20 protein-coding genes are annotated in these 22,373 nt (G+C 55.2%); 8 read left to right on the forward strand and 12 right to left on the reverse strand.

The features are described 5' to 3' along the window. Nucleotides 1-16: 16 nt before the first annotated feature. From EM595_RS19505 to EM595_RS19515, 3 genes are all read right to left on the reverse strand, one after another. Nucleotides 17-310: a hypothetical protein gene (locus EM595_RS19505; protein WP_067436824.1), complete on the reverse strand. Its 294-nt coding sequence runs from the start codon at nucleotides 308-310 to the stop codon at nucleotides 17-19. Between the two features lie 191 nt (nucleotides 311-501). Further along, nucleotides 502-747, reverse strand: a complete 246-nt coding sequence (gene ycgZ / locus EM595_RS19510; RefSeq protein WP_067436827.1) for a regulatory protein YcgZ — start codon at nucleotides 745-747, stop codon at nucleotides 502-504. A gap of 236 nt (nucleotides 748-983) precedes the next feature. Further along, nucleotides 984-1,262: a hypothetical protein gene (locus EM595_RS19515; protein WP_067436829.1), complete on the reverse strand. Its 279-nt coding sequence runs from the start codon at nucleotides 1,260-1,262 to the stop codon at nucleotides 984-986. A 649-nt stretch (nucleotides 1,263-1,911) separates the two neighbouring features. Here EM595_RS19515 and EM595_RS19520 point away from each other — a divergent pair. Beyond that, nucleotides 1,912-3,552, forward strand: a complete 1,641-nt coding sequence (locus EM595_RS19520) for a methyl-accepting chemotaxis protein (protein ID WP_067436830.1) — start codon at nucleotides 1,912-1,914, stop codon at nucleotides 3,550-3,552. 129 nt (nucleotides 3,553-3,681) lie between these two features. Here EM595_RS19520 and EM595_RS20980 read toward each other — a convergent pair whose 3' ends face one another. From EM595_RS20980 to EM595_RS19545, 5 genes are all read right to left on the reverse strand, one after another. After that, a complete protein-coding gene (locus EM595_RS20980; RefSeq protein ID WP_067436831.1) occupies nucleotides 3,682-4,560 on the reverse strand; it encodes a hypothetical protein in 879 nt (292 codons plus the stop codon). Between the two features lie 130 nt (nucleotides 4,561-4,690). After that, nucleotides 4,691-6,376: a methyl-accepting chemotaxis protein gene (locus EM595_RS19530; RefSeq protein WP_071852574.1), complete on the reverse strand. Its 1,686-nt coding sequence runs from the start codon at nucleotides 6,374-6,376 to the stop codon at nucleotides 4,691-4,693. Nucleotides 6,377-6,641: 265 nt separating this feature from the next. Continuing rightward, the gene (locus tag EM595_RS19535) at nucleotides 6,642-7,421 is read right to left on the reverse strand and encodes a hypothetical protein (RefSeq protein ID WP_067436832.1); all 780 of its coding nucleotides are present in this window, start codon (nucleotides 7,419-7,421) and stop codon (nucleotides 6,642-6,644) included. Nucleotides 7,422-7,632: 211 nt separating this feature from the next. After that, nucleotides 7,633-8,226: a LysE family translocator gene (locus tag EM595_RS19540; RefSeq protein ID WP_067436834.1), complete on the reverse strand. Its 594-nt coding sequence runs from the start codon at nucleotides 8,224-8,226 to the stop codon at nucleotides 7,633-7,635. 94 nt (nucleotides 8,227-8,320) lie between these two features. Further along, on the reverse strand, nucleotides 8,321-9,007 hold the full coding sequence (locus tag EM595_RS19545) for a B3/B4 domain-containing protein (protein ID WP_067436836.1): 687 nt from the start codon (nucleotides 9,005-9,007) through the stop codon (nucleotides 8,321-8,323). A gap of 43 nt (nucleotides 9,008-9,050) precedes the next feature. Between EM595_RS19545 and EM595_RS19550 the strand changes: the two genes are divergently transcribed. After that, nucleotides 9,051-9,653, forward strand: a complete 603-nt coding sequence (locus EM595_RS19550; protein ID WP_067436839.1) for a helix-turn-helix transcriptional regulator — start codon at nucleotides 9,051-9,053, stop codon at nucleotides 9,651-9,653. Nucleotides 9,654-9,947: 294 nt separating this feature from the next. Continuing rightward, nucleotides 9,948-13,109, forward strand: coding sequence for an autotransporter outer membrane beta-barrel domain-containing protein (locus tag EM595_RS19555; RefSeq protein WP_162265771.1), 3,162 nt, complete (start codon nucleotides 9,948-9,950; stop codon nucleotides 13,107-13,109). Here the strand turns inward: EM595_RS19555 and clcA are convergent. Next, nucleotides 13,106-14,551 (reverse strand): H(+)/Cl(-) exchange transporter ClcA, encoded by a 1,446-nt coding sequence (gene clcA, locus EM595_RS19560; protein ID WP_067436844.1) that lies wholly within the window; start codon nucleotides 14,549-14,551, stop codon nucleotides 13,106-13,108. The genes EM595_RS19555 and clcA overlap by 4 nt on opposite strands. A 167-nt stretch (nucleotides 14,552-14,718) precedes the next feature. Next, entirely contained in the window at nucleotides 14,719-15,579 is an 861-nt protein-coding gene (locus EM595_RS19565; RefSeq protein ID WP_067436847.1) for a manganese catalase family protein, read from the reverse strand. Nucleotides 15,580-16,406: 827 nt separating this feature from the next. Here EM595_RS19565 and EM595_RS19570 point away from each other — a divergent pair. The 4 genes from EM595_RS19570 to EM595_RS19585 are packed head-to-tail and all read left to right on the forward strand — an operon-like array spanning nucleotide 16,407 to nucleotide 20,284. Continuing rightward, nucleotides 16,407-17,645, forward strand: a complete 1,239-nt coding sequence (locus EM595_RS19570) for an MFS transporter (protein WP_067436850.1) — start codon at nucleotides 16,407-16,409, stop codon at nucleotides 17,643-17,645. Nucleotides 17,646-17,660: 15 nt separating this feature from the next. Then, nucleotides 17,661-18,716 carry a sugar phosphate isomerase/epimerase family protein gene (locus EM595_RS19575; RefSeq protein ID WP_067436853.1) on the forward strand — a complete coding sequence of 352 codons (1,056 nt, stop codon included), beginning with the start codon at nucleotides 17,661-17,663 and terminating at the stop codon, nucleotides 18,714-18,716. A 60-nt stretch (nucleotides 18,717-18,776) separates the two neighbouring features. Further along, nucleotides 18,777-19,757, forward strand: coding sequence for a LacI family DNA-binding transcriptional regulator (locus tag EM595_RS19580; protein ID WP_067437047.1), 981 nt, complete (start codon nucleotides 18,777-18,779; stop codon nucleotides 19,755-19,757). A 29-nt stretch (nucleotides 19,758-19,786) separates the two neighbouring features. After that, on the forward strand, nucleotides 19,787-20,284 hold the full coding sequence (locus EM595_RS19585) for a GNAT family N-acetyltransferase (RefSeq protein ID WP_067436856.1): 498 nt from the start codon (nucleotides 19,787-19,789) through the stop codon (nucleotides 20,282-20,284). Between the two features lie 4 nt (nucleotides 20,285-20,288). Here the strand turns inward: EM595_RS19585 and EM595_RS19590 are convergent, their stop codons facing one another. Both EM595_RS19590 and EM595_RS19595 read right to left on the reverse strand, forming a co-directional pair. Beyond that, the gene (locus tag EM595_RS19590) at nucleotides 20,289-20,627 is read right to left on the reverse strand and encodes a cupin domain-containing protein (protein ID WP_067436859.1); all 339 of its coding nucleotides are present in this window, start codon (nucleotides 20,625-20,627) and stop codon (nucleotides 20,289-20,291) included. Between the two features lie 47 nt (nucleotides 20,628-20,674). Continuing rightward, complete coding sequence (locus tag EM595_RS19595) at nucleotides 20,675-21,250, reverse strand: CGNR zinc finger domain-containing protein (protein ID WP_067436862.1); 576 nt, start codon at nucleotides 21,248-21,250, stop codon at nucleotides 20,675-20,677. Nucleotides 21,251-21,344: 94 nt separating this feature from the next. On the opposite strand from EM595_RS19595, the gene EM595_RS19600 reads away from it, so the two are divergent. Further along, nucleotides 21,345-22,253 (forward strand): alpha/beta fold hydrolase, encoded by a 909-nt coding sequence (locus tag EM595_RS19600; protein ID WP_067436865.1) that lies wholly within the window; start codon nucleotides 21,345-21,347, stop codon nucleotides 22,251-22,253. Nucleotides 22,254-22,373 lie beyond the last annotated feature (120 nt).

Here is a 22,373-nt window from a genome sequence, read left to right on the forward strand (position 1 = left end):
ATCAATCGCTGCGGGATTAATGTTTTTTAGTGTCGTCGGGTGGACCGTCATTGGTAAAAATGTGCTGCACATTTTCACCGTCACAAACCTGAAGAGTGGTACGGTCGCGGGCGATATCGAGGCTGCTGCGCACTTCAGCGATGGCCCGTTCACAGGCGAGTTGCCGCATGTCGTTCTTCTCATTAGCCGCAAGTTGTTGCAGGCGTTCAATCACCGCCGTGGCAGAGATCGCATCGCCGCCTTGCAGCAGGGTGAGCACCGCTTCACCCATCATAATGTCGGTTAGTTTATCGTCGTCACGTCTCTTCATAGTGGTTTCTCTGGGTCAGTAGCTTGCCCGGAACATCGCGAGTAAAGCGCTATTCTAGCGACGACCAAGTTATGAGCCAAGTCAGTCAGAAAAATTATGTCTTTGAATTCGTGCTAAAAGTCACTGCGAAAGCGGCTAAAACAACAAAAAGGGGACAGGTGTCAAACCAACGTGGGCTTCAGTGGACAGACTCAGGCGTTGTTTTTAAACAGCAGACGAACCAATTCCTGATAGTGCTGCTCTTCTTCCACGCTCACCGCCGCTTCCATACGACAAAGCAGCCGGGTACACAAAGTTTTACGGTTAAGGATTTTACCCGAGCGCAGAATTTCAACTACTACCTGACCCAACGTTTCCTGCTGGGAAGGCAGAGAGGCGCTGCTGAAATAACGGGCAATATCGCTGTTAGGTAATGTGCTGTATCCGTCCTGACGCATGAGGATGTTCCTTTGCTTGGTGAAAACTGTAGCCTGATAGCTGGCGGCAAAGTTATACAACTCTGCTTACGTTGTACAGATTTTTCCATCTTTGACGGGGCGGGTTTGTGGCAAAAAGTGCGATATGGGTTAAGGAAGAGTAAAAATGAGAGGAATGTCAACGGAGGGTATTCGCTATATGCATAAAAGGCAGGATCGAAACTGCCCGCATCAGCGGGCAGTAACATCAGAGCAGATTACTCATCGCTCTGCATGGCGAGGCCAAAACTGGCGCTGATTTTGTCATCAAGCCAGCCAGCGCGCTCCGGTGAAAGGCTGCTAAGGCAGCGATATCCTGCCAACCAGCGACGTGTTTCGTGCATCTGCATTAACACATCATCATCAGACTCATTTTCCGCCATTAACTTTAGTTCGGCCAACAACGAGCTCACGGTGACATCTTGTCTGCCGAAGATCAGGTGCATCGCTGCCTGGCCAATGAGCCTGTTGCCTTTTTCTTCATCAGAAATATACATGCCAACCTCCAACGTTTTTTGCGGAAATAATTTTGTCCTGCATCTTTATTATATAAAAAATATCGATAATTTCAGGACTATTTTCATTACTTTTGGCTATCAAACTGAATGGCGAATAATTTATTAAGCAGATTGCTAGCATAACTCGTTAATAAACTACGTTTTTTATCACAACCCACGACTACGAGGATAAACCCCGGCCTTAAGGCAAATTTTACGCTTCGATTGAAACATTAAGCAACATTTCAGGTAAAAACAGGCGATGTTTTTGCTCATCGGAATAATGCATTTCCGATATACCTTAAGATAATTGAAAATGATGCAGATGATAAACAAGAACGGTCTCAAATCCGGTTAAGCGTTTGCGTAATCTTTTTTATCCGCTCTCAGACAAGTTCGATTTAGATTAAAACACGTTACGTGTTCATGTAATTTAACTTTAGAAAATCGCTTCTGCCATTGATGATTACCCAATCATTGCGCTCTTTTTTGGTACCTCATTTCAGTAAATTTACCGGTTGATCACAAATCCGCTAAACCTTACTCATTAAAAGGTTACTTTTGATAAACCTCTCAGGCTTGCTGCCGATAACCTCTGTGAATCGTTGCCTTCCTTAGCAGGCGATAAAGTTAAACTTCAGGGGCTTACATGAATATTACACAACGTCTGTTAATGACGTTTGGGCTGTTATTTGCTGGTCTGATTACTCAGGCTATTCTCGCCATGACGCTGATCTCTGGCTTCCAGGACCGCTTTGAATATGTTCAGTCCAATACGCTGCCTTCTATAAAGACATTGGGTGAACTGACCGATCAAAGCAATGAGCTCGCTCTGACGCTTTACAAGCATCAGGGCCAGAGCGATAACGCAAAGCTGCCAGCGCTTGAAGATATTATTCATCAACAGCTTGCCGCGCTGACATCGTTAACCACGCACTATATGGAGAACGATATTTCCAGCGCAGACGATAAACAGCTGACCACAGCCGCACTGGAAAACATCCAGTCGGTCGAACAGCGTCTGCCCGCGTTTTTTGCCGCTTCGCGAGCGCATCAGAACGATCAAAGCATGCTCCTGCTGGAGCAAGAAAACGGCATTGGTGATGCGATTCGTCAGCTGGTGGCCGGATATAAAAAACAGTTGGCGTTGAACATTGTGATTGGCGATGAGCTGCGCGCCACTAACCATCGTACCTTTACTACCGTGCTGTGGGGCACCATTGTTGGCGTGGTTGCTACCGTGGTGATTTTTGCGCTGTTTGCCGGTTTAACCGTGATGCGCATTCGCAAAAGTCTGCAGGATATTGGCGCCATCATGGCCTTCTCCAGCGCTAACCTTGATCTCACCGTCAGTGCTGATGAAAGCCGTAATGATGAAATTGGCACCATGGCGCGCGCCTATAATGGCCTGATTCAGCGGGTTTCCGCCGCACTGGGATCGGTCAGCAGCACGGCGCTGTCGGTCAGCAGCGCGTCGGCGCAAATTGCTGCCGGCAATGAAGATCTCTCATCGCGCACTGAGCAGCAGGCAGCATCCCTTGAGCAAACCGCCGCCAGCATGACGCAACTGAGTGAAACCGTGCGCCAGACCGCGGACAATACCCAGCAGGCGAGCCAGCTGGCTGGTAGCGCGAATCATCTGTCAGAAAAAAGTGCCGCCTCACTGGACACCATGCTGGTGACAATGAGCAATATTCAGAACAGTTCACGGCGCGTGGCCGATATCGTAACGCTGATTGAAGGTATCGCTTTCCAGACCAATATTTTGGCACTCAACGCTGCGGTAGAAGCAGCGCGTGCGGGCGAACACGGTAAAGGTTTTGCCGTGGTGGCAGGCGAAGTGCGTAATCTGTCACAACGTTCCACCACTGCCGCCCGCGAAATTAAAACCCTGATTGATGAGTCGTGGCAGCTTACGCAAACCGGTGCCAGCCAGGCCACGGAAGTCGGACAGAATATGTCGGCGATGAAAGCGGCAATTCAGCAGGTCAGCGATCTGGTCAACGACATCGCGGTAGCGGCCACTGAGCAGAGCAAGGGCATTGCCCAGGTGCATCAGGCAGTGGATCAGATGGATAACGTGACACAGCAGAACGCCTCGCTGGTTGAGGAAGCGTCGGCGGCTTCTCAGTCTCTGCAGGAGCAGGCAGCGGCGCTGACGCAGATGGTGGCTGAGTTCCGCATCGGGCAGGATCGCAGCCCCGCGCCTGCGGCGAAGCTGATTCGACCTGCGGCCCGAAGCGCAGCGCCAGCGGTTTCGATCAACGACGCCAACTGGCAAACCTTCTGATTTGCATTGCGTTGCCCGGCTGGAGAGTGGTTCGCTCCGGGCACGCTTCTCTCACGGTAAGATCGTCAACCTGTAAAAAAGCCGCTGAGGTGATCAGCGGCTTTTTATTTTTCCTGCTTCTTGCCGGACTCAACTCAGCGACTGGGTAAACGCCTGCCACTGATTTCGATAAACCTCGAGCTGTGCCAATGCTGCCTTGATCGATTCCTGCGCCTGATCCGCGTGCGGCGTAGCGTTGATCACCGTAGTGAAAGTCTGAAACGCGTTGTCCATATTGTCGGCATGCTGCGTAGCATCGCGCATGATATTCAGTTCTTTTTGCGGTCGTGCGTTGCCCTGATGCAGTTCATCAAGATAACGCTGCGCATCGGCAATATAAGCCGCCGTGCCATGTTGCTGCGCAGTTTCCAGCGTGCCCTGAGCCAGCTGTAAATGCACTGCTTCGCGGAACGCGATCTTACTACCGATCAACGCATCTACGTATCCGCTCGCCTGTTGTTGCCGATCGGCCGGAATATATTTCTCTACCAGCTTGTACAACTTTGCCTCGGTTAAGGAGAGCGACATCGCCTCGGCGGTATCTGAACTGTCATAACGATTGAGACCGACCACGCCGTCACGCAATACCTGATGCATGGCGGTACTAAAGTCGTCGAGTGTTTTCTGGCTGTTGCCGTCGGTCATAAACAGCAGGCTGTTCAGGGCAGTGGCGTCGTCAGCGGTGTAAGGATCGTTATAAAGAGGCGAGCCAAGATCGGGCAACGCCTGCGGCTGTAACAGTGCCAGCCGGTTAACCTGCGTGGCGAGCGTGCCCTGTTTTGCCTCGCTGGTTGTTGGCGAGCCGCTGTCGTGAGTTTCCTGCTGGAGGCGGCTCAGCGCTTCAGCTGAAAGCATTACGCTGCTACTGGCAGCCACGGATTTGCCAGTGATCTCATCCACACCGACGCTGCCTGCGGTGGTCCGCACGGCGAAATCCACTACTGATGATGTTCCTTGTTCGATACGCATTATCTCTCCTGTTAATGAAAAGACGCGCGCCGGTTTAGAGGGCAGCGCGTCAGCTATTACAACAAATCGATTTTGCAGTGCTGCCACAATCCTCGCGGCAGCCGCGGTTATTCGTAAAAATAACGCTAACTCAGAAAGAGACCCATTCATCCGCCGAGGCGCCGGCGGTTTTCGGCTTCAGCGCGCGGGCAGGGGTTTTCAGCGATGAGGGCGCAGGACGGGCGAACTCTTCCGCAATACGGAAACGGCTGATGGTCGAGGTCAGCGCATGCACCTGCTCTTCCAGTAAACCGGTCGCCACCGCAGAAGCCTGCACCAACGTGGCATTTTGTTGGGTTACGCCATCCATCTCGCTCACAGCGATATGCACCTGCGAAATGCCCTGCATCTGTTCGCCCGAGGCCAGCGCGATCTCATCCATGGCATCCGCCAGTTCGCCGACCAAATCCACCACGCTAATGATGCTGGTTGCGGTGCTGTCGGTGACCGCAACGCCTTCCGCCACCAGTGTGGAGGTTTCGGCCATCACTTCTTTAATCTCACGTGCCGCCACGGCGCTGCGCTGCGCAAGGTTGCGCACTTCACCGGCAACCACCGCAAAGCCACGGCCTTGTTCACCGGCGCGAGCTGCTTCCACCGCCGCGTTCAGTGCCAGGATATTGGTCTGGAAGGCGATGCCTTCAATCACGCTGGTGATATCACGGACTTTCGCCGCGCTGACCGAAATACCGGCCATGGTTTGGGTCATTTTGCCGACGCTTTCACCGCCGTTTCGCGCGCGCGTTGCCGCTTCACGTGCAGAACCGGCGGTCATCGCAGCGCCTGCGGCATTGCTTTTTACCGTGGCGGTGAGTTCTTCCATGCTGGCGGCAGTTTGCTGCAGCGCAGCGGCCTGCTGTTCGGTACGCGAAGAGAGTTCGGTGTTGCCACGCGCAATATCCTCTGATGCCGTAGCAACAGAAGAGGCGGTCTCTTTAACGCTGGCGACCAGTTCACGCAGACGTGACTGCATCACGGCCAACGACGCGAGCAGGCTGGAGTTGTCGCCCTGACGCAGAGAGACCGGAGAGGTTAAATTGCCGTCGGCAATTGCCGCCGCCAGTGCCTGCGCCTGCGCCGGTTCACCGCCCAGTTGCTGACGCAGCTTGCGAGTAATTAGCCAGCTCATCAGTCCGCCAACCACCACCGAAAAGGCGGTCAGAATAAACAGCGTGGAGAACACGCCCGAAAGGCTTGAGGTGGACGCTTTAGCCGTGGCGGCGGTTACGCGTGCCTGATAAGAAACCATGCCATCAACCGCGGCACGATACGCCTCCTGTGCAGGCGTCAGCTCGGCAGCGATAAACTGGCGCATGCCTGCCGCATCGCCATTTTGGCCCTTCAGCAGCTGTTGGGATTTGGTGACAAAAAGCGGCTGCGCCTGTTCAATGTTACCCAGCAGATCGGATGCCTCTTCCACTTCTTTCAGGTTGATGCCGGGAATCGATTTCGCGCCGTCAACCAGCGTACGAAAGTGCGCAACGATCTCATCGCTGGCTTTTTGACGTGCCTGAAACGCGGTGCTGACATTTTGCAGTGAACCAGCATCGCTTCCACTGGCAACGGCCAGCAGCAGAGTAGTTTGTTGCGTTACGTTGTCCTGAATCGAACGCAGGATTTGCAGATCGCCCAGTCGGGCATCGGTAAGTTTTTGCTGATCGTTAGCGCTGCTGAGTTTGATGCTGGCAAACAGCGTGACGAACACGCCGCACAGAATGACGCAAAGAAACGCCATACCGAGCATGACGCCCACCTTCATTTTATGTGTTTTGATCATGTTCCGGGCCCTGGTAATAAAAACTAAAGTAAACGGCTCGGGTAACAACGCACTACGCCGGCAGTCATGAATGTCTGCCTGATCTATCGGCAGAATGCGCATGACACTTGAAGATTAAAGTTTGCGCGACGGCGAATGAGCGGGCAGGAAAATCGTGATACAGGCGCAGTTGATCGCATATTCTGCCGAGCAGCCTTGTTTTCACAGGAAAAGATCGCGGGTTCCGGCACGGAAGCTGCCCGGGTAAAAGAACGTAAAGGGTGATTCAGCTGACGATGTTACGCTGCGGGCCGCACAGCATAACCGGTTCACCCGCGGCGAGGCTGGCGCAAAAACGCCGGAAACGGGCCTGGGTGATGCCCGCGCCGCACCACAAAAGATGATGCGCATATTTTTTGGGTAATACGGCGTGTTCAATCTCTGGATCGGACGACGTCTCAACGCAAAATCCTTCCCCGCTCAGGCGAAGGCTTTCCAGCCAGATTTCCGTTTCATCACGTACGCTAACCGCCTCCAGAAACAGCGGCGTCAGACCCTGGCGCTGCGTTGTGCGTTGCGTAACTTCGGCATGGCGGCGAACGCAGGCGTCAAAACGACTCAGGCGGCGAGACGCGCCCCGCCGTGTATCGTGCTGCAGCCAGCGATTAAGGGGCACCAGTAAATGGTTAACCAGATCGCCAACGCGGTAGGTGGTACTCAGCTGGCGTATATCGCGGCAAAGCGCGCGCTCGCTGCCAAACTCCAGCTGCCACAGCAAATTTCCCCGGTGCGCTGGCCAGCCGGACGTGAGCAGCGGCATGAAATCCAGTCGTGCCGTCAGCAGTTGCGGCAGCGTTGCGCCGCTGGCAGTCAGTTGTAAAAGATGATGAATCTGCGCCAGTTGCTGCTCACTCCACAAACCGCCTTCGCCAGCCTGGCCAATCAACCCATAGCGATACCAGCGACACAGATGCACGGCAGACAAACCGGTCAGCAAACACAGCGCCTCCGTGCTGTAGCCGCAGGCAAAACTAATCGTTGACGGGTGAGTTTCTCGGTTTTCCATCGGGGATCCTCGTTATCGGCGGCGTTCGGTTTTGTCACGCTGTCAGCCATCAGGGATAGCCAGGGAATAATCTCTCTCCCTTTTATGACAGCACGATTGATCGGCACAGCGAGTGGGTGACGCAAAGTGGCAGGGTAACAAGGCGAAGCGGGTATTTCTGTGCCTAACGTGGCGTAAGAGAGTACATATTGAGCAGGGTTTTACGCATTGCTCAGCCTTTAAGACTGAACAGCGCGAACAGAATCAGCACGCCGCCGCCGAGCGTGTTAATGATGCATTTGAGTTTTTGCAGATTGACCAACCGGGCCGAACCCATCAGCAACGCGCTGATGGTTAACAGCCACAGCGTCATGATGAGAATATGCAGCGATGCGAGGCTGAGATAGGTGCTGAGCGTGCCCGCTTTTCCGGCAAACTGCGGCACCACTGTTAAATAAAACATCACCGCTTTTGGATTCAGAATATTGGCCAGCCACGCCGCTTTACAGCTGACTATCGCCTGGACTGGCACCGCTGCGGGCTGCCAGGCGCTGCGAATCAGCTGAACACCCAGCCATAGCAGCCAGAGACCGCCGACAATTTTCAGGGCGCCAAACCAGGCGGGTGACGCGAGCAACAGCGTTGAGATGCCCAGTCCAATCAACAGGGCATGGCTGTAAATGCCCAGCGCCGTTCCGCACAGCGTGTTGAACAATCCGCGCATGCCGCCCGCCAGGGCACTGTTGATCGCCAGCGTGAAGCTGGCCCCAGGTGACAGCGCCACCGGCAAAATGGCGATAAGAAAGCCCGAATAATTTCCGTCCACGTTGGCGCACCCTGTTGGCTAAGCTGGCCGAAAGTATAGGCGGCCAGCCAGACTGTTTGCTACAACCGTGCGCCGCAAACGGCGTATTATCTCTTTACAGGCTGATTAACTGCGAGCTGATTTTTGCGCCAGGCATCATACGCTGCAGGCCGTCTGTCAGCGCATCGCCTGCCTGCTGCAAGGCCTCCAGCGGCATCTCCGGCAGGCTTTCAAGGATAAACCACATTTGCTGATTTTCTGCGCTGAGGCGCGTGCGCACGCCCTGGCGCCAGTTCCAGCGACGACAGGTCACGCCGATATCATCGCGCCAGATCACTTCCCCCGGTTCCGGGGATTCGTTGGCGGGTTCACCTGCTTTTACGGTGTCAAACGGCTCCGTTCCACTGGCGATGGTCAACTGTGGCATGCCGACGTAGGCGGCAAAATTTTCACCGCCGACCGGTACAGCGTAACGAATGCTGATGGCGTTGTAGAGATCAACCACCGGATCGATGCCTGTCATGCTGCCATCGCGCAGCACGCGTTTGCGCAAGGCGTCTGCCGAGCAGGGCGTGCGCTTTGGCTTAGCACCGAAACCTGTAAACACCCTGTTCCAGGCGGCAAGGTGGGCGTCGGCCCACGGCACGTCATGCTCGAGCATCGCTTTACAGGCTCCTTGCAGCGCGTCGGTGGCCACCTGCGGATGCAGTAACGGCGCGGCTTCCACGGTAATACTCAGCGCACGAAAGCCGGGGGCCAGCGCAGCGATCTCAGGCGCAATTGACGGAGAAACAGAAAGCATTGGATAATCCTGTAATGACTAATTTATTTCATAGTAGCGACCGATGACCAATAAAGTCAATATAACGACCGATGGCGGCGCTGATGTGGCGCGCGTCAGTAACGCCTTATCGCTGACCATTAAAAGCTGGCGCAAGAGTAAAAAGCTGTCGCTGGATGAGCTGTCGCGGCGGGCAGGCATCAGCAAAGGCATGCTGGTGGAAGTGGAGAAAGGCACGGCTAATCCCAGTATCGCCATTCTGTGTAAACTCGCCGCCGCGCTGGGGTTGTCGGTGGCAGAGCTGGTTAATGTCACCCGCGCACCCGCCGCGTTTTTGATCGACAGCGACGATATGCCGGTTTTGTGGCGTGGTGAGCAGGGCGGCTCCGCGCAGCTGCTGGCGGGAACCCGCGGACCGGACATGATTGAACTGTGGCGCTGGACGATGTTCCCTGGCGAGATATTCACCTCTGCCGGTCATCCTGAAGGCACCGCTGAACTGCTGCACGTCGAGCAGGGCGAACTGACCCTGAAGGTGGCGGACACCGAACTTTGCGTGGTTCAGGGGGCGTCAGCAGTGGCGCGCACCGATGCGGCCCACCAGTATGCTAACGACGGTAACCACATGCTGATCTTCACCATGTGCGTAGCCGAACGGCATGGTTAAATGACGGAATAGTGTAAAACAGGCACTTGTTGCCCGGTTCACCGATCGTATTTGTGTGTTAAATAACACGCAAAATAATTAAGGCGGAAATCACCATTCCGCTTTAATGGCTATTTCCTCCAGCAATGAAAATACTCTTCCGCTAATTATTCCCGCTCATCCGCCATTTAATTTACTCCCAAGCCTGTCGCTTGTTATTAACAGCGAGTTTTGGCTTTTTTCATCAGCACTCGCATCGAATTAATAACCCTATGGATAGTTAAGCTCGTTATAGCCCAATTATGGATGATGATTATGAATAAAGTGTATCGCGTTATCTGGAATCATGCGGTGAGCCGCTTTGTTGTGGCTTCGGAATTCGCTAAAGGTAAGGTGAAATCTGCCAACGCGTCGTCGCATAAAACTGATAAACGGCCTGGTCTGGCGCTTGGCGCAATGTCGTCGGCGGTGCTGCTTATTCTGGCCAGCGGCGCGGCATGGGCGGTGGGACCCATTTTTCATGACGGTGACGAGGGCCGTTACAGGGATGAAGAGGTAATTACCAGTGCGGCAAACAGTGCTGGCTATGGCATTTACGCGATCAACGACGGTGGAAAAATTGATTTTGCTGGCGGTTCCATAACCACATCCGGCACTGATGCGATCGGTGTGGTCAGTGCAGAGGGCGGGGTGATTGTTGTTGATAACACAACTATTACCACCACGGGCAGTGGTGGAAACGGTGCTCGGGCTATATCGGGCAGCGGCATGGTGAGAATTAACAACAGCAGCATCTCGACATCCGGCAACGGGGGCAGCGGTATAGTGGGCGACGGCGGGACGATTGAAGCGATTAAAACCACTGTCGTAACAACAGGCAATAATGCTAACGGTATACAGTCGCTGAATAGTGGTCATGTAACGTTTAAAGATGGCCAAATCACCACAACAGGCACCGCGGGGATTGGCGCTCTGGCGAACGGCGTCGGTAATACCATCACGATTGAAGACAGCACAATCAAGGTTGCAGGACGATCTGCACCTGGCGTTTACACCGTCAATAGTGGTGAAATTTCACTCATTAACAGTAACGTGACTTCAACACTCACTCATTCACTGCAAGCTGACAGCAATTCTGTTATCAACTTCAATGGCGGCACCATTGATAATCTCTCTGGAGCTGACGCGCTTTTTGCCCGCAGTGGTGGAGTAATTAACATTGCTAATGCAACAATCAATACCGCAGGCAGGACATTTCAGGGAACCAGTAATACTAAATTTAGCGCTGAAAATGTTGTTATAAACTCCTCCGGCGGGCAGTCGGCAATTTTTGGCTATGCTTACAGCGAAATTGATCTAAAAGATGTTCAAATTAATCTTACTGCAAGAAATCAGAACGCTATCTATTTAAGAGATCATTCCTCTGCAAAACTCAATAACGTGGAGATTAATGCCAAACAGAACAGAGAAGGCATTGTCCTGGGAGGTGATGCGCAATTAACTGGTGATAACGTACGTATTTATGCCCGCAGCCCGGAGGAGAGCAGTAGTGCTGCGGCGCGCGGTTTGTCCATGAATACGGGCAACAGGCAGTCACGAGCTGTCCTTAATCAATCTCTGATTGAAACCAGTGGCTATAATAGCAGCGCAGTGTTTGTTGAAGCGGGTACGCTTAATGTTTCATTCAACGAGAGCCTGATCAACGGTAATGACAGCACTGCAATTAATGTCTCACCTTCAACTGAAATAAACCTTGATACCAATGCATCCACTATTAAGGCAAACACCCTGTTGCTGGCTGGCACTAACAGTACCGCTATTTTGCAAGGCAATAATGGATCGCGTTTTGAAGGGGATATCATCGTCCAGGCAGGTACTTCCGGCCGGAGCGCATTAACTCTTGATAATGTTTCCAGCTGGCAAGGTGCTGGCAACGGTCTGCATCGCCTGAGCCTGAACAACGACAGCGTCTGGAACGTCACCGGCGATTCATCGCTGGATACGTTAGAACTGGATAAAGGTCACGTTAACTTCAGTCAGGCTGACGGCGATTTTAACCGGGTTAGGGTCGCGAATATGACCAGCAATAACGGCACGCTGCATTTCCGTGGTGAACTGGCAGGCGATCAATCGCAAACTGACAGCCTGCATATTAGCGGAGATTACCGCGGCGAAACCGATGTGCTGGTCACGCACGTTGGCGGCAGCGGTGCGCAGACCATTGAGGGCATTCAGCTTATTCAGATTGATGGCGAGGTTGATGGCACTTTCCGGCAACGCGGGCGCATTGTTGCCGGTGCCTATGATTACCGTTTGGTACAGGTTGGCAATCAGTGGCAGCTGGAAAGCAGTATCGTTCCAGTTGACCCGATTGACCCGATTGACCCGATTGACCCAGTTGACCCGGTTGACCCGGTTGACCCGGTTGACCCGGTTGACCCGGTTGACCCGGTTGACCCGGTTGATCCGGTAACGCCAGAGAAGCCGCAGCCTGAACAACGCACCCACATTGTGCGTCCGGAAGCGGGCAGTTATGCCGCGAACCTGGCTATCGCGAATACTCTGTTTATCAGTGCGATGGATGAACGCCGTAGCGGCACGCCTTACCTTGATGCTAACGGTCAACCGCAGACCAGTTCACTCTGGCTACGCAACGCCGGCGGGCATCAACGCTTCCGCGATGGCTCAGGGCAACTCAAAACTCGCGTTAATCGTTACGTTATGCAATTGGGCGGCGACGTCGCGCAGTGGAGCAGCAACGGCAGCGATCGTTTTCATCTCGGCGTAATGGGCGGCTACGCCAACGCGCAGAGCACAACCCATTCCACGGTAACTGGCTACCGTTCCACCGGCGACGTGAGCGGTTACAGCACTGGCTTGTATGGTCGCTGGTCGCAACATGAAGCACAGAAAAATGGCGGCTGGGTGGATGGCTGGGCGAGCTGGAGCTGGTTTGATAACAACGTGCAGGGCGAGGATATTGCGGCAGAACGTTATAAATCCCGCGGTTTGACCGCATCGCTCGCCGCGGGTTACGCCTTTGCAATCGGTCAGCCGCATCCGCGCCAGCGCACTTTTATTCAGCCGCAGGCGCAGGCAAACTGGCTGGGCATCACCGCTGACGACCATCGTGAGCAAAACGGCAGCCGCATCGCTGGCAACGGCAGTAATACGCTACAGACGCGGCTTGGCGTGCGCCTGTTCAGCGAAGGGCATAGCATGCTGGACGACGGCAAACAGCGCAGCTTCACGCCGTTTGTGGAGGCGAACTGGATCCATAACAGTCGTACCTTTGGTAGCACCATGAATGGCGTCACCGTTTCCCAGGCGGGCACCGCGCACATCGGTGAAATCAAAGCAGGCGTTAACGCCGCGCTGGGCAACAGGGTCAGCCTGTGGGGGAATCTGGGTCAGCAGCTCGGCGGCAAGGGCTACAGCGACAGCAGTGCCAACCTCGGCATTAAAATCAATTTTTAACCTTTTAACCCTGCTTCGGCAGGGTTTTTTATGCCGTCGCTTTTTTGCCTGTCGCCCGGCTGAGTCTCTGTTGCCTGACGTGCCAGCGTGCGCGCCAGAATAGAAGAATAGAGGGGTTTGCCGCCGAGGAATTGCGCCAACAGCGTTGCGCCGAGGCAGGTGATGATCATCGGCAGAATCAGCTGATAGTTATCGGTCATCTCCAGCACCAGCACGATACCGGTCAGCGGTGCGCGTACCGAGGCGGCAAACAGTGCGCCCATACCGGCAATGGCAAAGGTGCCTGGCTGTAGATCATAGAGCGGGAAGAGATCGGCGATCGCCTGACCAAATGCCATGCCGAGCAGGGTGCCGAGCGCCAGCATCGGGGCAAAAATGCCACCAGGCGCCCCGGAACCGAAGCAGAGCAGCGTGGTCAGCAGGCGCACGCCAAATATCAGCAGCAGCATCTGCAACGAAAACAGGCCGTGAAAGGATTGCGGTATCAGATCAAAACCGCCACCGGCACCCGGTGCAAAGAGCAGCGCCAGTACGCCGCAGCCGCCGCCCAGCAGCGCACCGGTAAATACGCCACGCCAAAGTCGACCAGCATACAGGCGGGCAAAACTATCCTGCGCCAGAAAAATCAGTCGGTTAAACAGCACGCCAACCATGCCAAACACCATGCCGAGCACCAGATAAAGCCACAGCGTATTGAGCGGCGCGGCACCCAGCTTACCGACGGAAATCACCGCCTGCTCGCCGTTAAACAAGCGGAACACGATGCTCGCCATAATGACGCCGGTAAACACCGCTTTAATGGAGATCAGGCTGTAACGAAACTGCGGGCGCATCTCTTCAATAATAAACAGGATGCCCGCCAGTGGTGCGTTAAAAGCCGCCGCCAGCCCGGCCGCCGCGCCGGTGGCCAGCAGCGTATGCCGCGCTTCTTCACCGCGCATGCGCAGAATATCCAGCACCATGCGGCCAATGTTACCGCCAAGCTGTACCGTCGGCCCTTCGCGGCCCAGCACCATACCGGCACCCAGCGTGCCCATGCCGCCAAAAAACTTCACCGGAATTACCCGCCACCAGCGCACCGGCCGCAGATCTTCCAGCGCGCCTTCGATCTCAGGAATGCCGGAACCAGAGGCTTCGGGTGCAAAGCGGCGCACCAGAAAATAGCCCGCCATCGCCAGCAGTGCGGAAACGGTAAAGGCGCTGAGCCAGAGCACCCAGCCATCAAGATATTCTGGGGTAAGATGCGTGGCTCGCCAGTGCTGCACCGCGTGAACTGCACGGTTAAAAGCAACGCCCATCAATCCCACCAGCGAACCAACCAGCGCTGCGCAGAGCAGGATCGCCAGTGGCGTTTTGTCGCGCTGAAGCAGGGCACGGAACATGCGGTTACGGGCAGGCAGCGTCTGTGGAACATTCACAGACTGAGAAGATTCACTGTTCATGCATTCGGCTTTTGGTAAAGAAAGGTCAGGGCAGCAGTCTACTGGTATCGATCGCTGAATACAAAAGAGGGGTATTTTGCAGATAAGCCTCTGTTGCGGAGAGATAAACAGCGGGACGCCACTGAAAGCGCCCCGCAGAACCCGTCACGTCACCGGGCGTGAACCGATTACTTCACCGGCGGGATGGGTGGGATGGATGCACCGCTGATCTGCTCGTTTTGCGCGCCTGAACCTGGGCGTGCGCTGCCCAGATCGGGTTCCTGACCGAGAATCTCCGGCTTTTCTTTCGCGGTGAACTGGCCATTGCCATCGTAAGAAGGGCCTTCGCTCCAGCGACCTTTCGGCAGCGGTTTATCCAGCGAGGTGTTCAGGCAATAATAGGAGTGCTCCTGCGCTTCATCGCTCTGCGGGAAGCTGTTCGGAATCGGCAGCGATGCGTTCAGGCCACCCATCTCTTCAATCACGGCCAGCCACTGCTGCTGATGCATAGTGTCACGGGCGATCAGGAACGAGAGGAAATCCTTCATGCCTTTATCTTCGGTGAGATTGTACAGGCGCGTCGCCAGCACGCGACCGGTGGCTTCGGCGGTGACGTTAGCCAGCATATCGGCGGCAACGTTGCCGGACGCATAAATATGGCTCATATCGAAAGGCACGCCGTTGGCGTTGACCGGCAAGGCGGCAAGACCCGATGACAGCACATGACGCGGATTCATGCCGCCGAGAATGGCGTTGATCACCGGGTCTTTCGCCGACTCCTCCTGATAAGAGAGCGGGGCACCTTCAAGGTTAAGTGCCACCGCATAGCCCAGCATTTCGATATGACCCAACTCTTCGGTGGCGGTTGAGATCAGCAGGTCGCGGATCCGCGCATCGCCGCGTGCGCCCATCGCCTGGAAAAAGTACTGCATGGCCACGCGAATTTCACCTTCCACACCGCCAATTGCCTGCTGTAGCAGCATGGCAAATTCCGGATCGGGTTTCTCGACGCGTACCGGATATTGAAGTTTTGATGAGTGATGAAACATGATTTTCTCCTGGTTAACATAACTGTCGGAATGCAGGAAAAAGTCTGGTTGCTGAAATTAAAAAAATAAAGCGTAACGGTAACTGTTCTCATTATCATCTGCGGTTCATTTGTTTTTTTATTTAAACAAAACAACGAATTAAGCGCATGGAATAAAAAATGTTAAATCTGTAAATCATTCTTATCCTTAATCCGGGTTCGACATCCAATGATGTAAAGAACCACGTTAAGCGCGTAATTCATGGTTATATGAACCCTTGATATTTCCGACCTTCCTCTCCTTCAAAACCCTGTAAAGTAACGTTCGGGCATAACCCTGCTCACACCGCGCAGGCTGGCGCGATTTTTCTTTACGCCTTCCGAGCGCTCTGGAAAATGCCACGCCGCCGCCCTGCGGGCCAGATAGGTCCATCATGCCTGTATCTGCATTACCGCCCATATTTCTCAGCTCAGATGTCCCTTCCCGCTATCGAAAGTAGCGCATTGACAGCAACAGCATAGGTTCCCTTCGGCTCGTTTTTTACATCACTGGCCTTAAAATTGTAATCCGTCTCGATCGCCGCCAGGCGCTTCTGTGCGAGTAAATTACCCCTTCAAATCAACAGTTTTAGGCGTTATGCCGTTGGTCTAATCCGGTTACGCATAACGTTAGCGATCGCGATAAGCTGATGTGGAAGCATGCTGCTGGTAGCAGACGACATCGTGCAATGGTTGCGCGACGACACTATTTTTCAGGAATGTGATCTGTGCAAAAAACAGGCAGCAAGTAATCGATTACTTTTACCTCACCCCGTTTGTAATCGATTACTTTTGCCAGCGAGAATCATTATGGTCACTGAAACCCTGCGTTCAACCGCCGCGGTCAGCCGTCAACCGCTGCTTATTCCCCGTCTGTCACTGATGATGTTTATGCAGTTCTTTATCTGGGGCAGTTGGTCGGTCACGCTGGGTTTGGTCATGACCCGGCATAACATGTCATTGTTGATTGGCGACGCCTTTTCCGCCGGCCCGATCGCCTCGATCCTCTCGCCGTTTGTGCTGGGCATGCTGGTGGATCGCTTTTTCCCTTCCCAGAAAGTACTGGCAATCATGCACTTGGCCGGTGCGGCGATCCTGTGGTTTGTGCCCCAGGCGCTGATCGCGGAAAATGGCGCATTGCTGATTGGTCTGCTCTTTGGCTATACGCTCTGCTATATGCCGACGCTGGCGCTGACCAACAACATCGCCTTTTATGCGCTGAATAACAGCGAAAAGAGTTTTCCGGTGGTGCGCGTGTTCGGCACCATCGGCTGGATTGCCGCCGGGATATTTATCGGTATCACCGGTATCGCGTCCAGCGTGGCGATTTTCTCGGTGGCCGCGGTCTGTTCAGTGCTGCTGGCGGCTTACAGCCTGACGCTGCCGCATACGCCTGCACCGGCAAAAGGGCTGCCGGTGAAAATGCGTGATTTGCTGTGCGCCGACGCCTTTGCGTTGCTTAAGATTCGCCACTTTTTGATCTTTGCCCTCTGCGCCACGCTGATCTCCGTGCCGCTCGGTACCTATTACGCCTTTACCGCTTCCTGGCTGGCCGATGCAGGTATCCGCGATGTCAGCTCGCTGATGTCTTTCGGCCAGATGTCAGAAATTTTCTTCATGCTGGTGATCCCGCTGCTGTTCCGCCGCCTCGGCGTGAAAACCATGCTGTTTATCGGCATGTGCGCGTGGTTTGTGCGCTATGCGCTGTTTGCGCTGGGCATGAACGACGAAAGCCGCATGCTGATTTACATCGGCATCCTGCTGCATGGCGTCTGCTATGATTTTTTCTTCGTGGTGGGATTTATCTATACCGACCGCATCGCGGGCGATCAGGTCAAAGGCCAGGCGCAGAGCATGGTGGTGATGTTCACCTACGGCATCGGCATGCTGCTCGGCTCGCAGATCTCCGGTGCAATTTACAATCAGGTGGTTGCCGGTCAGGAGACGGCCGCGGCCTGGGCGCTGTTCTGGTGGATTCCGGCCATCGCCGCGGCGGTCATTGCCTTAATTTTCCTCTTCTCATTTCACTATCGCGATGAGCAGAGCTGACAGCGAGGGGTAACGATGAAAACAGTTAAAGGACCGGGAATATTTCTGTCGCAGTTTATCGGGCAACAGCCACCTTACAACAGCCTTGCCGGGCTGGCAGGCTGGGCCGCGGCGTTGGGTTACAAAGCGCTGCAAATTCCCTGCCACGATAAGGCGATTTTTGATCTGCAACGCGCGGCAACCAGCCAGACTTATTGCGATGAAATTACCGGGCTGCTGGCCGAACACGGCCTGGCGATCAGCGAGCTGTCGACCCATCTCGAAGGGCAGCTGGTGGCGGTCAATCCGGCCTACGATGCGGCATTTGACCATTTCGCCCCAGCTGAGGTGCGGGGCAATGCCACAAAGCGTACCGAGTGGGCCACGGCCACGGTGAAACAGGCGGCAGCGGCATCGGCCAAACTGGGGCTCAGCGCGCACGCTACCTTTTCCGGTTCGCTCGCCTGGCCGTGGTTTTATCCCTGGCCGCCACACAACGCCGCGCTGTTTGAAGAAGCCTTTGCGGAACTGGCTCGTCGCTGGCGACCGATCCTCGATGAATACGATCGCCACGGCGTTGACCTCTGTTACGAAATCCATCCCGGCGAAGATCTGCACGATGGCGTCACCTTTGAGCGTTTTCTCGCGAAAGTTGGCGATCATCCGCGCTGCAACATCCTCTACGATCCCAGCCATCTGCATCTGCAACATATCGATTATTTGCAGTTCATCGATTGCTATCACACGCGCATCAAAGCTTTTCACGTCAAGGATGCCGAGTTCGTCAAAAACGGGCGCAGCGGCGTGTATGGCGGCTATCAACCCTGGATCGATCGCGCCGGTCGCTTTCGCTCACCAGGAGATGGTCAGATCGATTTCAACGGCATTTTCAGCAAGCTGGCGCAGTATGATTATGCTGGCTGGGCGGTGCTGGAATGGGAATGCTGCCTGAAAGAGGGCGATAGCGGCGCGCGCGAAGGGGCAGAGTTTATTCGCCGCCATATCATTCCGGTGGCCGAACGCGCCTTTGATGATTTTGCCGCGCAGCAGGATGATCGTGCCAGCGTACGCGCTCAGCTCGGGCTGGAATAATCTGTCCGGTGCGCGCTGATTCGCGCGCACCCTTTATGCCCTGCAGGAAGCGCCATGCCCATGTCGATTCAAAAAATTGCCCACCTGGCCGGTGTGTCGGTCGCCACCGTCTCGCGGGTGCTGAATAACAGCGATTCGGTCAAAGATTCCAATCGGGAAAAAGTGTTGCAGGCGATCGCCAACAGCAACTATCAGCCCAACCTGTTGGCGCGTCAGCTGCGTACCGCGCGCAGCTCAATGATTCTGGTGATGGTCTCTGACATCGCCAACCCGTTTTGCGCCGAAGTGGTGAAAGGCATTGAAGAGCAGGCGGAACAGAATCACTATCGTATTTTGCTGTGTAATTCAGCTTCTGATGTCGCGCGCTCGCGGTCCAGCCTGCAACTGCTGGCTGGTAAAATCGTCGATGGCGTGATTACCATGGATGCGTTCAGCACACTGCCGGAGCTGGCGCCATTAATCGGTGCCCGTCCGTGGGTGCAATGCGCAGAATATGCCGATGACGGCGCGGTCTCCTGTGTGGGCATTAACGACGTGGCGGCCGCGCAGCAGCTGGTGGGTTATCTGGCCGACGGCGGTCGTCAACGTATTGCGCTGATCAATCACGATCTCGACTACAAATATGCTCAACTGCGGCAACAGGGCTATCAACGGGCGTTGGCTGAGCGGCAGCTGTCATGGCAGGCGATCGGCTACGCCAGCGCGCTGCGTTTTCATGCCGGTAAAACCGCGATGCTTGCGTTGCTGGCGGAGAAGCAGCGGCCGGATGCGGTGTTTGCCGTCTCTGACACGCTGGCCGCGGGCGCAATCGCCGCCATTACCGGGGCGGGGCTGCGCGTGCCGGAGGATATTGCCGTGGCCGGATTTGACGGCACCGAGCTGGCGGAAATGGTCTCGCCGCCGTTGACCACGCTGGCCCAGCCGTCGCGCGAAATGGGACGACAGGCGTGTGCGCTGCTGCTGAAGCGCATCAACGATCCCGATTCGCCCGCAGAACGTATTATGATGCCGTGGCAGTTAATCACCCGCGCCAGTGCCTGATTGATCAGGCGGAATCACAGGACAACAGCATGACACATTTTATCAGGCGCCTTGACGCCGCCGACGCCGCGGCTTTTCGACAGATTCGCCTGGCCGCGTTACAACAGCATCCCGAAGCGTTTAGCGCAGCGTGGGAAAGCGAGCAGCAGCAGCCTCTGGATTTTTTTGCGCAGCGGCTACGCAATAATGCGGTTTTTGCCGGATTTAACGATAACGGCGACATGCAGGGAGTGGTGGGCGTTGCGCGCAGTGAGGCGGCAAAAATCCGCCACATCGCTTCGCTGTGGGGAGTCTATCTTTGTCCGGAGGCACGCGGTTGCGGGCTGGCCCGTGCGCTCATCCTTAATGCTTTGCACTTTGCGCAAACGGAATGCCAATCGGTGCGCCTCAGCGTCACCGCCAGCAATACAGGCGTCATTCGTCTCTACCACTCGCTGGGTTTCAAAGAATGGGCGCGCGATCGCCACGCGCTTAACGTTAATGGGACATTTTATGATGAAATCCTGATGCGGCTGGATTGCGATTAATGGGTTAATCGACGTTCACGCGGTCGCCACGGGTGGTGGGGTGAGAAATCACCAGAAACTCAACCGCCTGCGCCGATTCATTGCGCGCCTGATGTTTCGCCAGCGGGGGAATTTCAATGCCCTGATGGCGGCTAAGCTGCTGTATCTCACCCTCCATTTCCATAGTTAACTCGCCGCTGAGCACAAAAAAGAACTGCCGCGCGACGGTATGATAATGCCGTGCTTCCTGCGTCCTGGCGGGCATGCTTTCGTGAATCACGCTCATGCCCGGCTGCTTAACCAGATGCCAGCCGTCGCACTGCTCGCCCCAGACGTAATGTTCGGCATTCTCTTTAGAAATCATCGGTTTCCTCGTCAGTTTTTCGTCACTATGGAACGTTCCCGCTCGGGTTACTGGCTTTTTCTGGAACGAAACGCCGCGACCTTCATGCGGTTGCCGCAGGTTGCCATGCTGCACCAGCGGCGGCGGTGAGATTTGCTCAGATCGTGAAACAGCAGAATACAGTCATGAGCTTCGCACTGGCGGACAAATTCGAATTTCTCGCTGGTTACCAGCGTCACTAACGCATCCGCTATCGGCCAGAGCAGGCCTGCTGGTTTGCTGTGGTCCGCACAGGCCCGCAGGTAGAATTGCTGCGTCTCATCGTGCCATGCCAGTTTTTGATGCGGGCGGCCCGCTTCCAGCACGCTGTTGATCAGCGTGGCATCGCTTGCCGTGCCGTTCATTGCGGCTTTCACCAACGCCCGTGACTCTTCACGCAGCTCACAAGCCAGCGCCAGCAGCCCGCGCGGCGGTGCCACCTCATCCGATAACACACCCGCAGTGGTTAACCACGCGATCACGCTGCGATCGTCGGTAAAGCAGTCGTGCTGCTGTTCTGCCACGCCGTACGCGCTGTTGATAAAATCCAGCGCGAGATTGTCCGCCAGTAAGAGAGTGGCGGAGTGATTGCTGTCAGAAGTCATGGGTAGCCTGTAACTGATAAAATATATTTGACAGGTTACCAAAAAGCCTCGTAACCTTCAAATTCATATTTTAACGGTTACAAGGGGATTTATCATGACCACGGCTCTTAACTCAGCTGATGATGTCGCTCGCACCACCACTCAGCTGCATTACCGCTTTCAGCAGATCGATAACGTCACAATCTTCTACCGTGAAGCCGGTAACCCGACGTCACCCACCATCTTGCTGCTGCATGGCTTTGCGGCCTCTTCGTTCATGTTCCGCGATCTGATTCCTGCCCTCGCCGAGCGTTATCACGTCATCGCCCCCGATTTGCCAGCCTTTGGCTTTACCGATATCTCCGCCGCCGGGGATTACGTCTGGACCTTCAGCCAGCTGGCCGACACCATCGGACAGTTCACCGAACGGCTGAAGCTGGATCGCTATGCGTTGATGGTGCATGACTACGGCGCGCCGGTAGGCTGGCGGCTGGCGCTTGCCCATCCGCAGCGTGTCACCGCCATCATTTCCCAGAACGGGAATGCCTATGAGGAAGGGCTGGGCGCGGGCTGGGCACCTATCCAGAAATACTGGCGTGAGCCAACGCAGGAGAATCGCGACGCACTGCGGGATTTCCCGACGCCTGCCTCCATCAAATGGCAATATCTTGAGGGCGTGAGCGATCCGAGCCTGGTGTCGCCCGACGGCTATACACTGGAGGGAATGCAGATTTTACGGCCGGGCAATGCGGAGATTCAGCTCGATCTGCTGTTGGACTACGCCAGCAACGTGGCGATGTACCCGCGCTTTCAGCAGTTTTTCCGCGACTCACAGCCGCCGCTGCTGGCGGTATGGGGCAAGCACGATCCGTTTTTCCTGCCTGCGGGTGCGGAAGCCTGGAAACGCGATCTGCCCGAGGCGGATATTCGCTTCTACGACACCGGCCACTTTGCGCTGGAAACCCATGCCAGCACCATCGTGCCGGTGATTAAGGCCTTTCTGGATCGGCACATTGCTCAATAAGAGATGAAGTCAGCAGAGGGTAGCGGTGAGCGAGAGCCCTGTCGCTCACCGGCAGAGTCTGCCTTCCCGGCAAGACTGACTCCGTGTGCTGAGGTTTGAGCGCGGCGCCGTTGAACGACG

The organism is Duffyella gerundensis (assembly GCF_001517405.1).
In the GTDB taxonomy this organism is placed as follows: domain Bacteria; phylum Pseudomonadota; class Gammaproteobacteria; order Enterobacterales; family Enterobacteriaceae; genus Duffyella; species Duffyella gerundensis.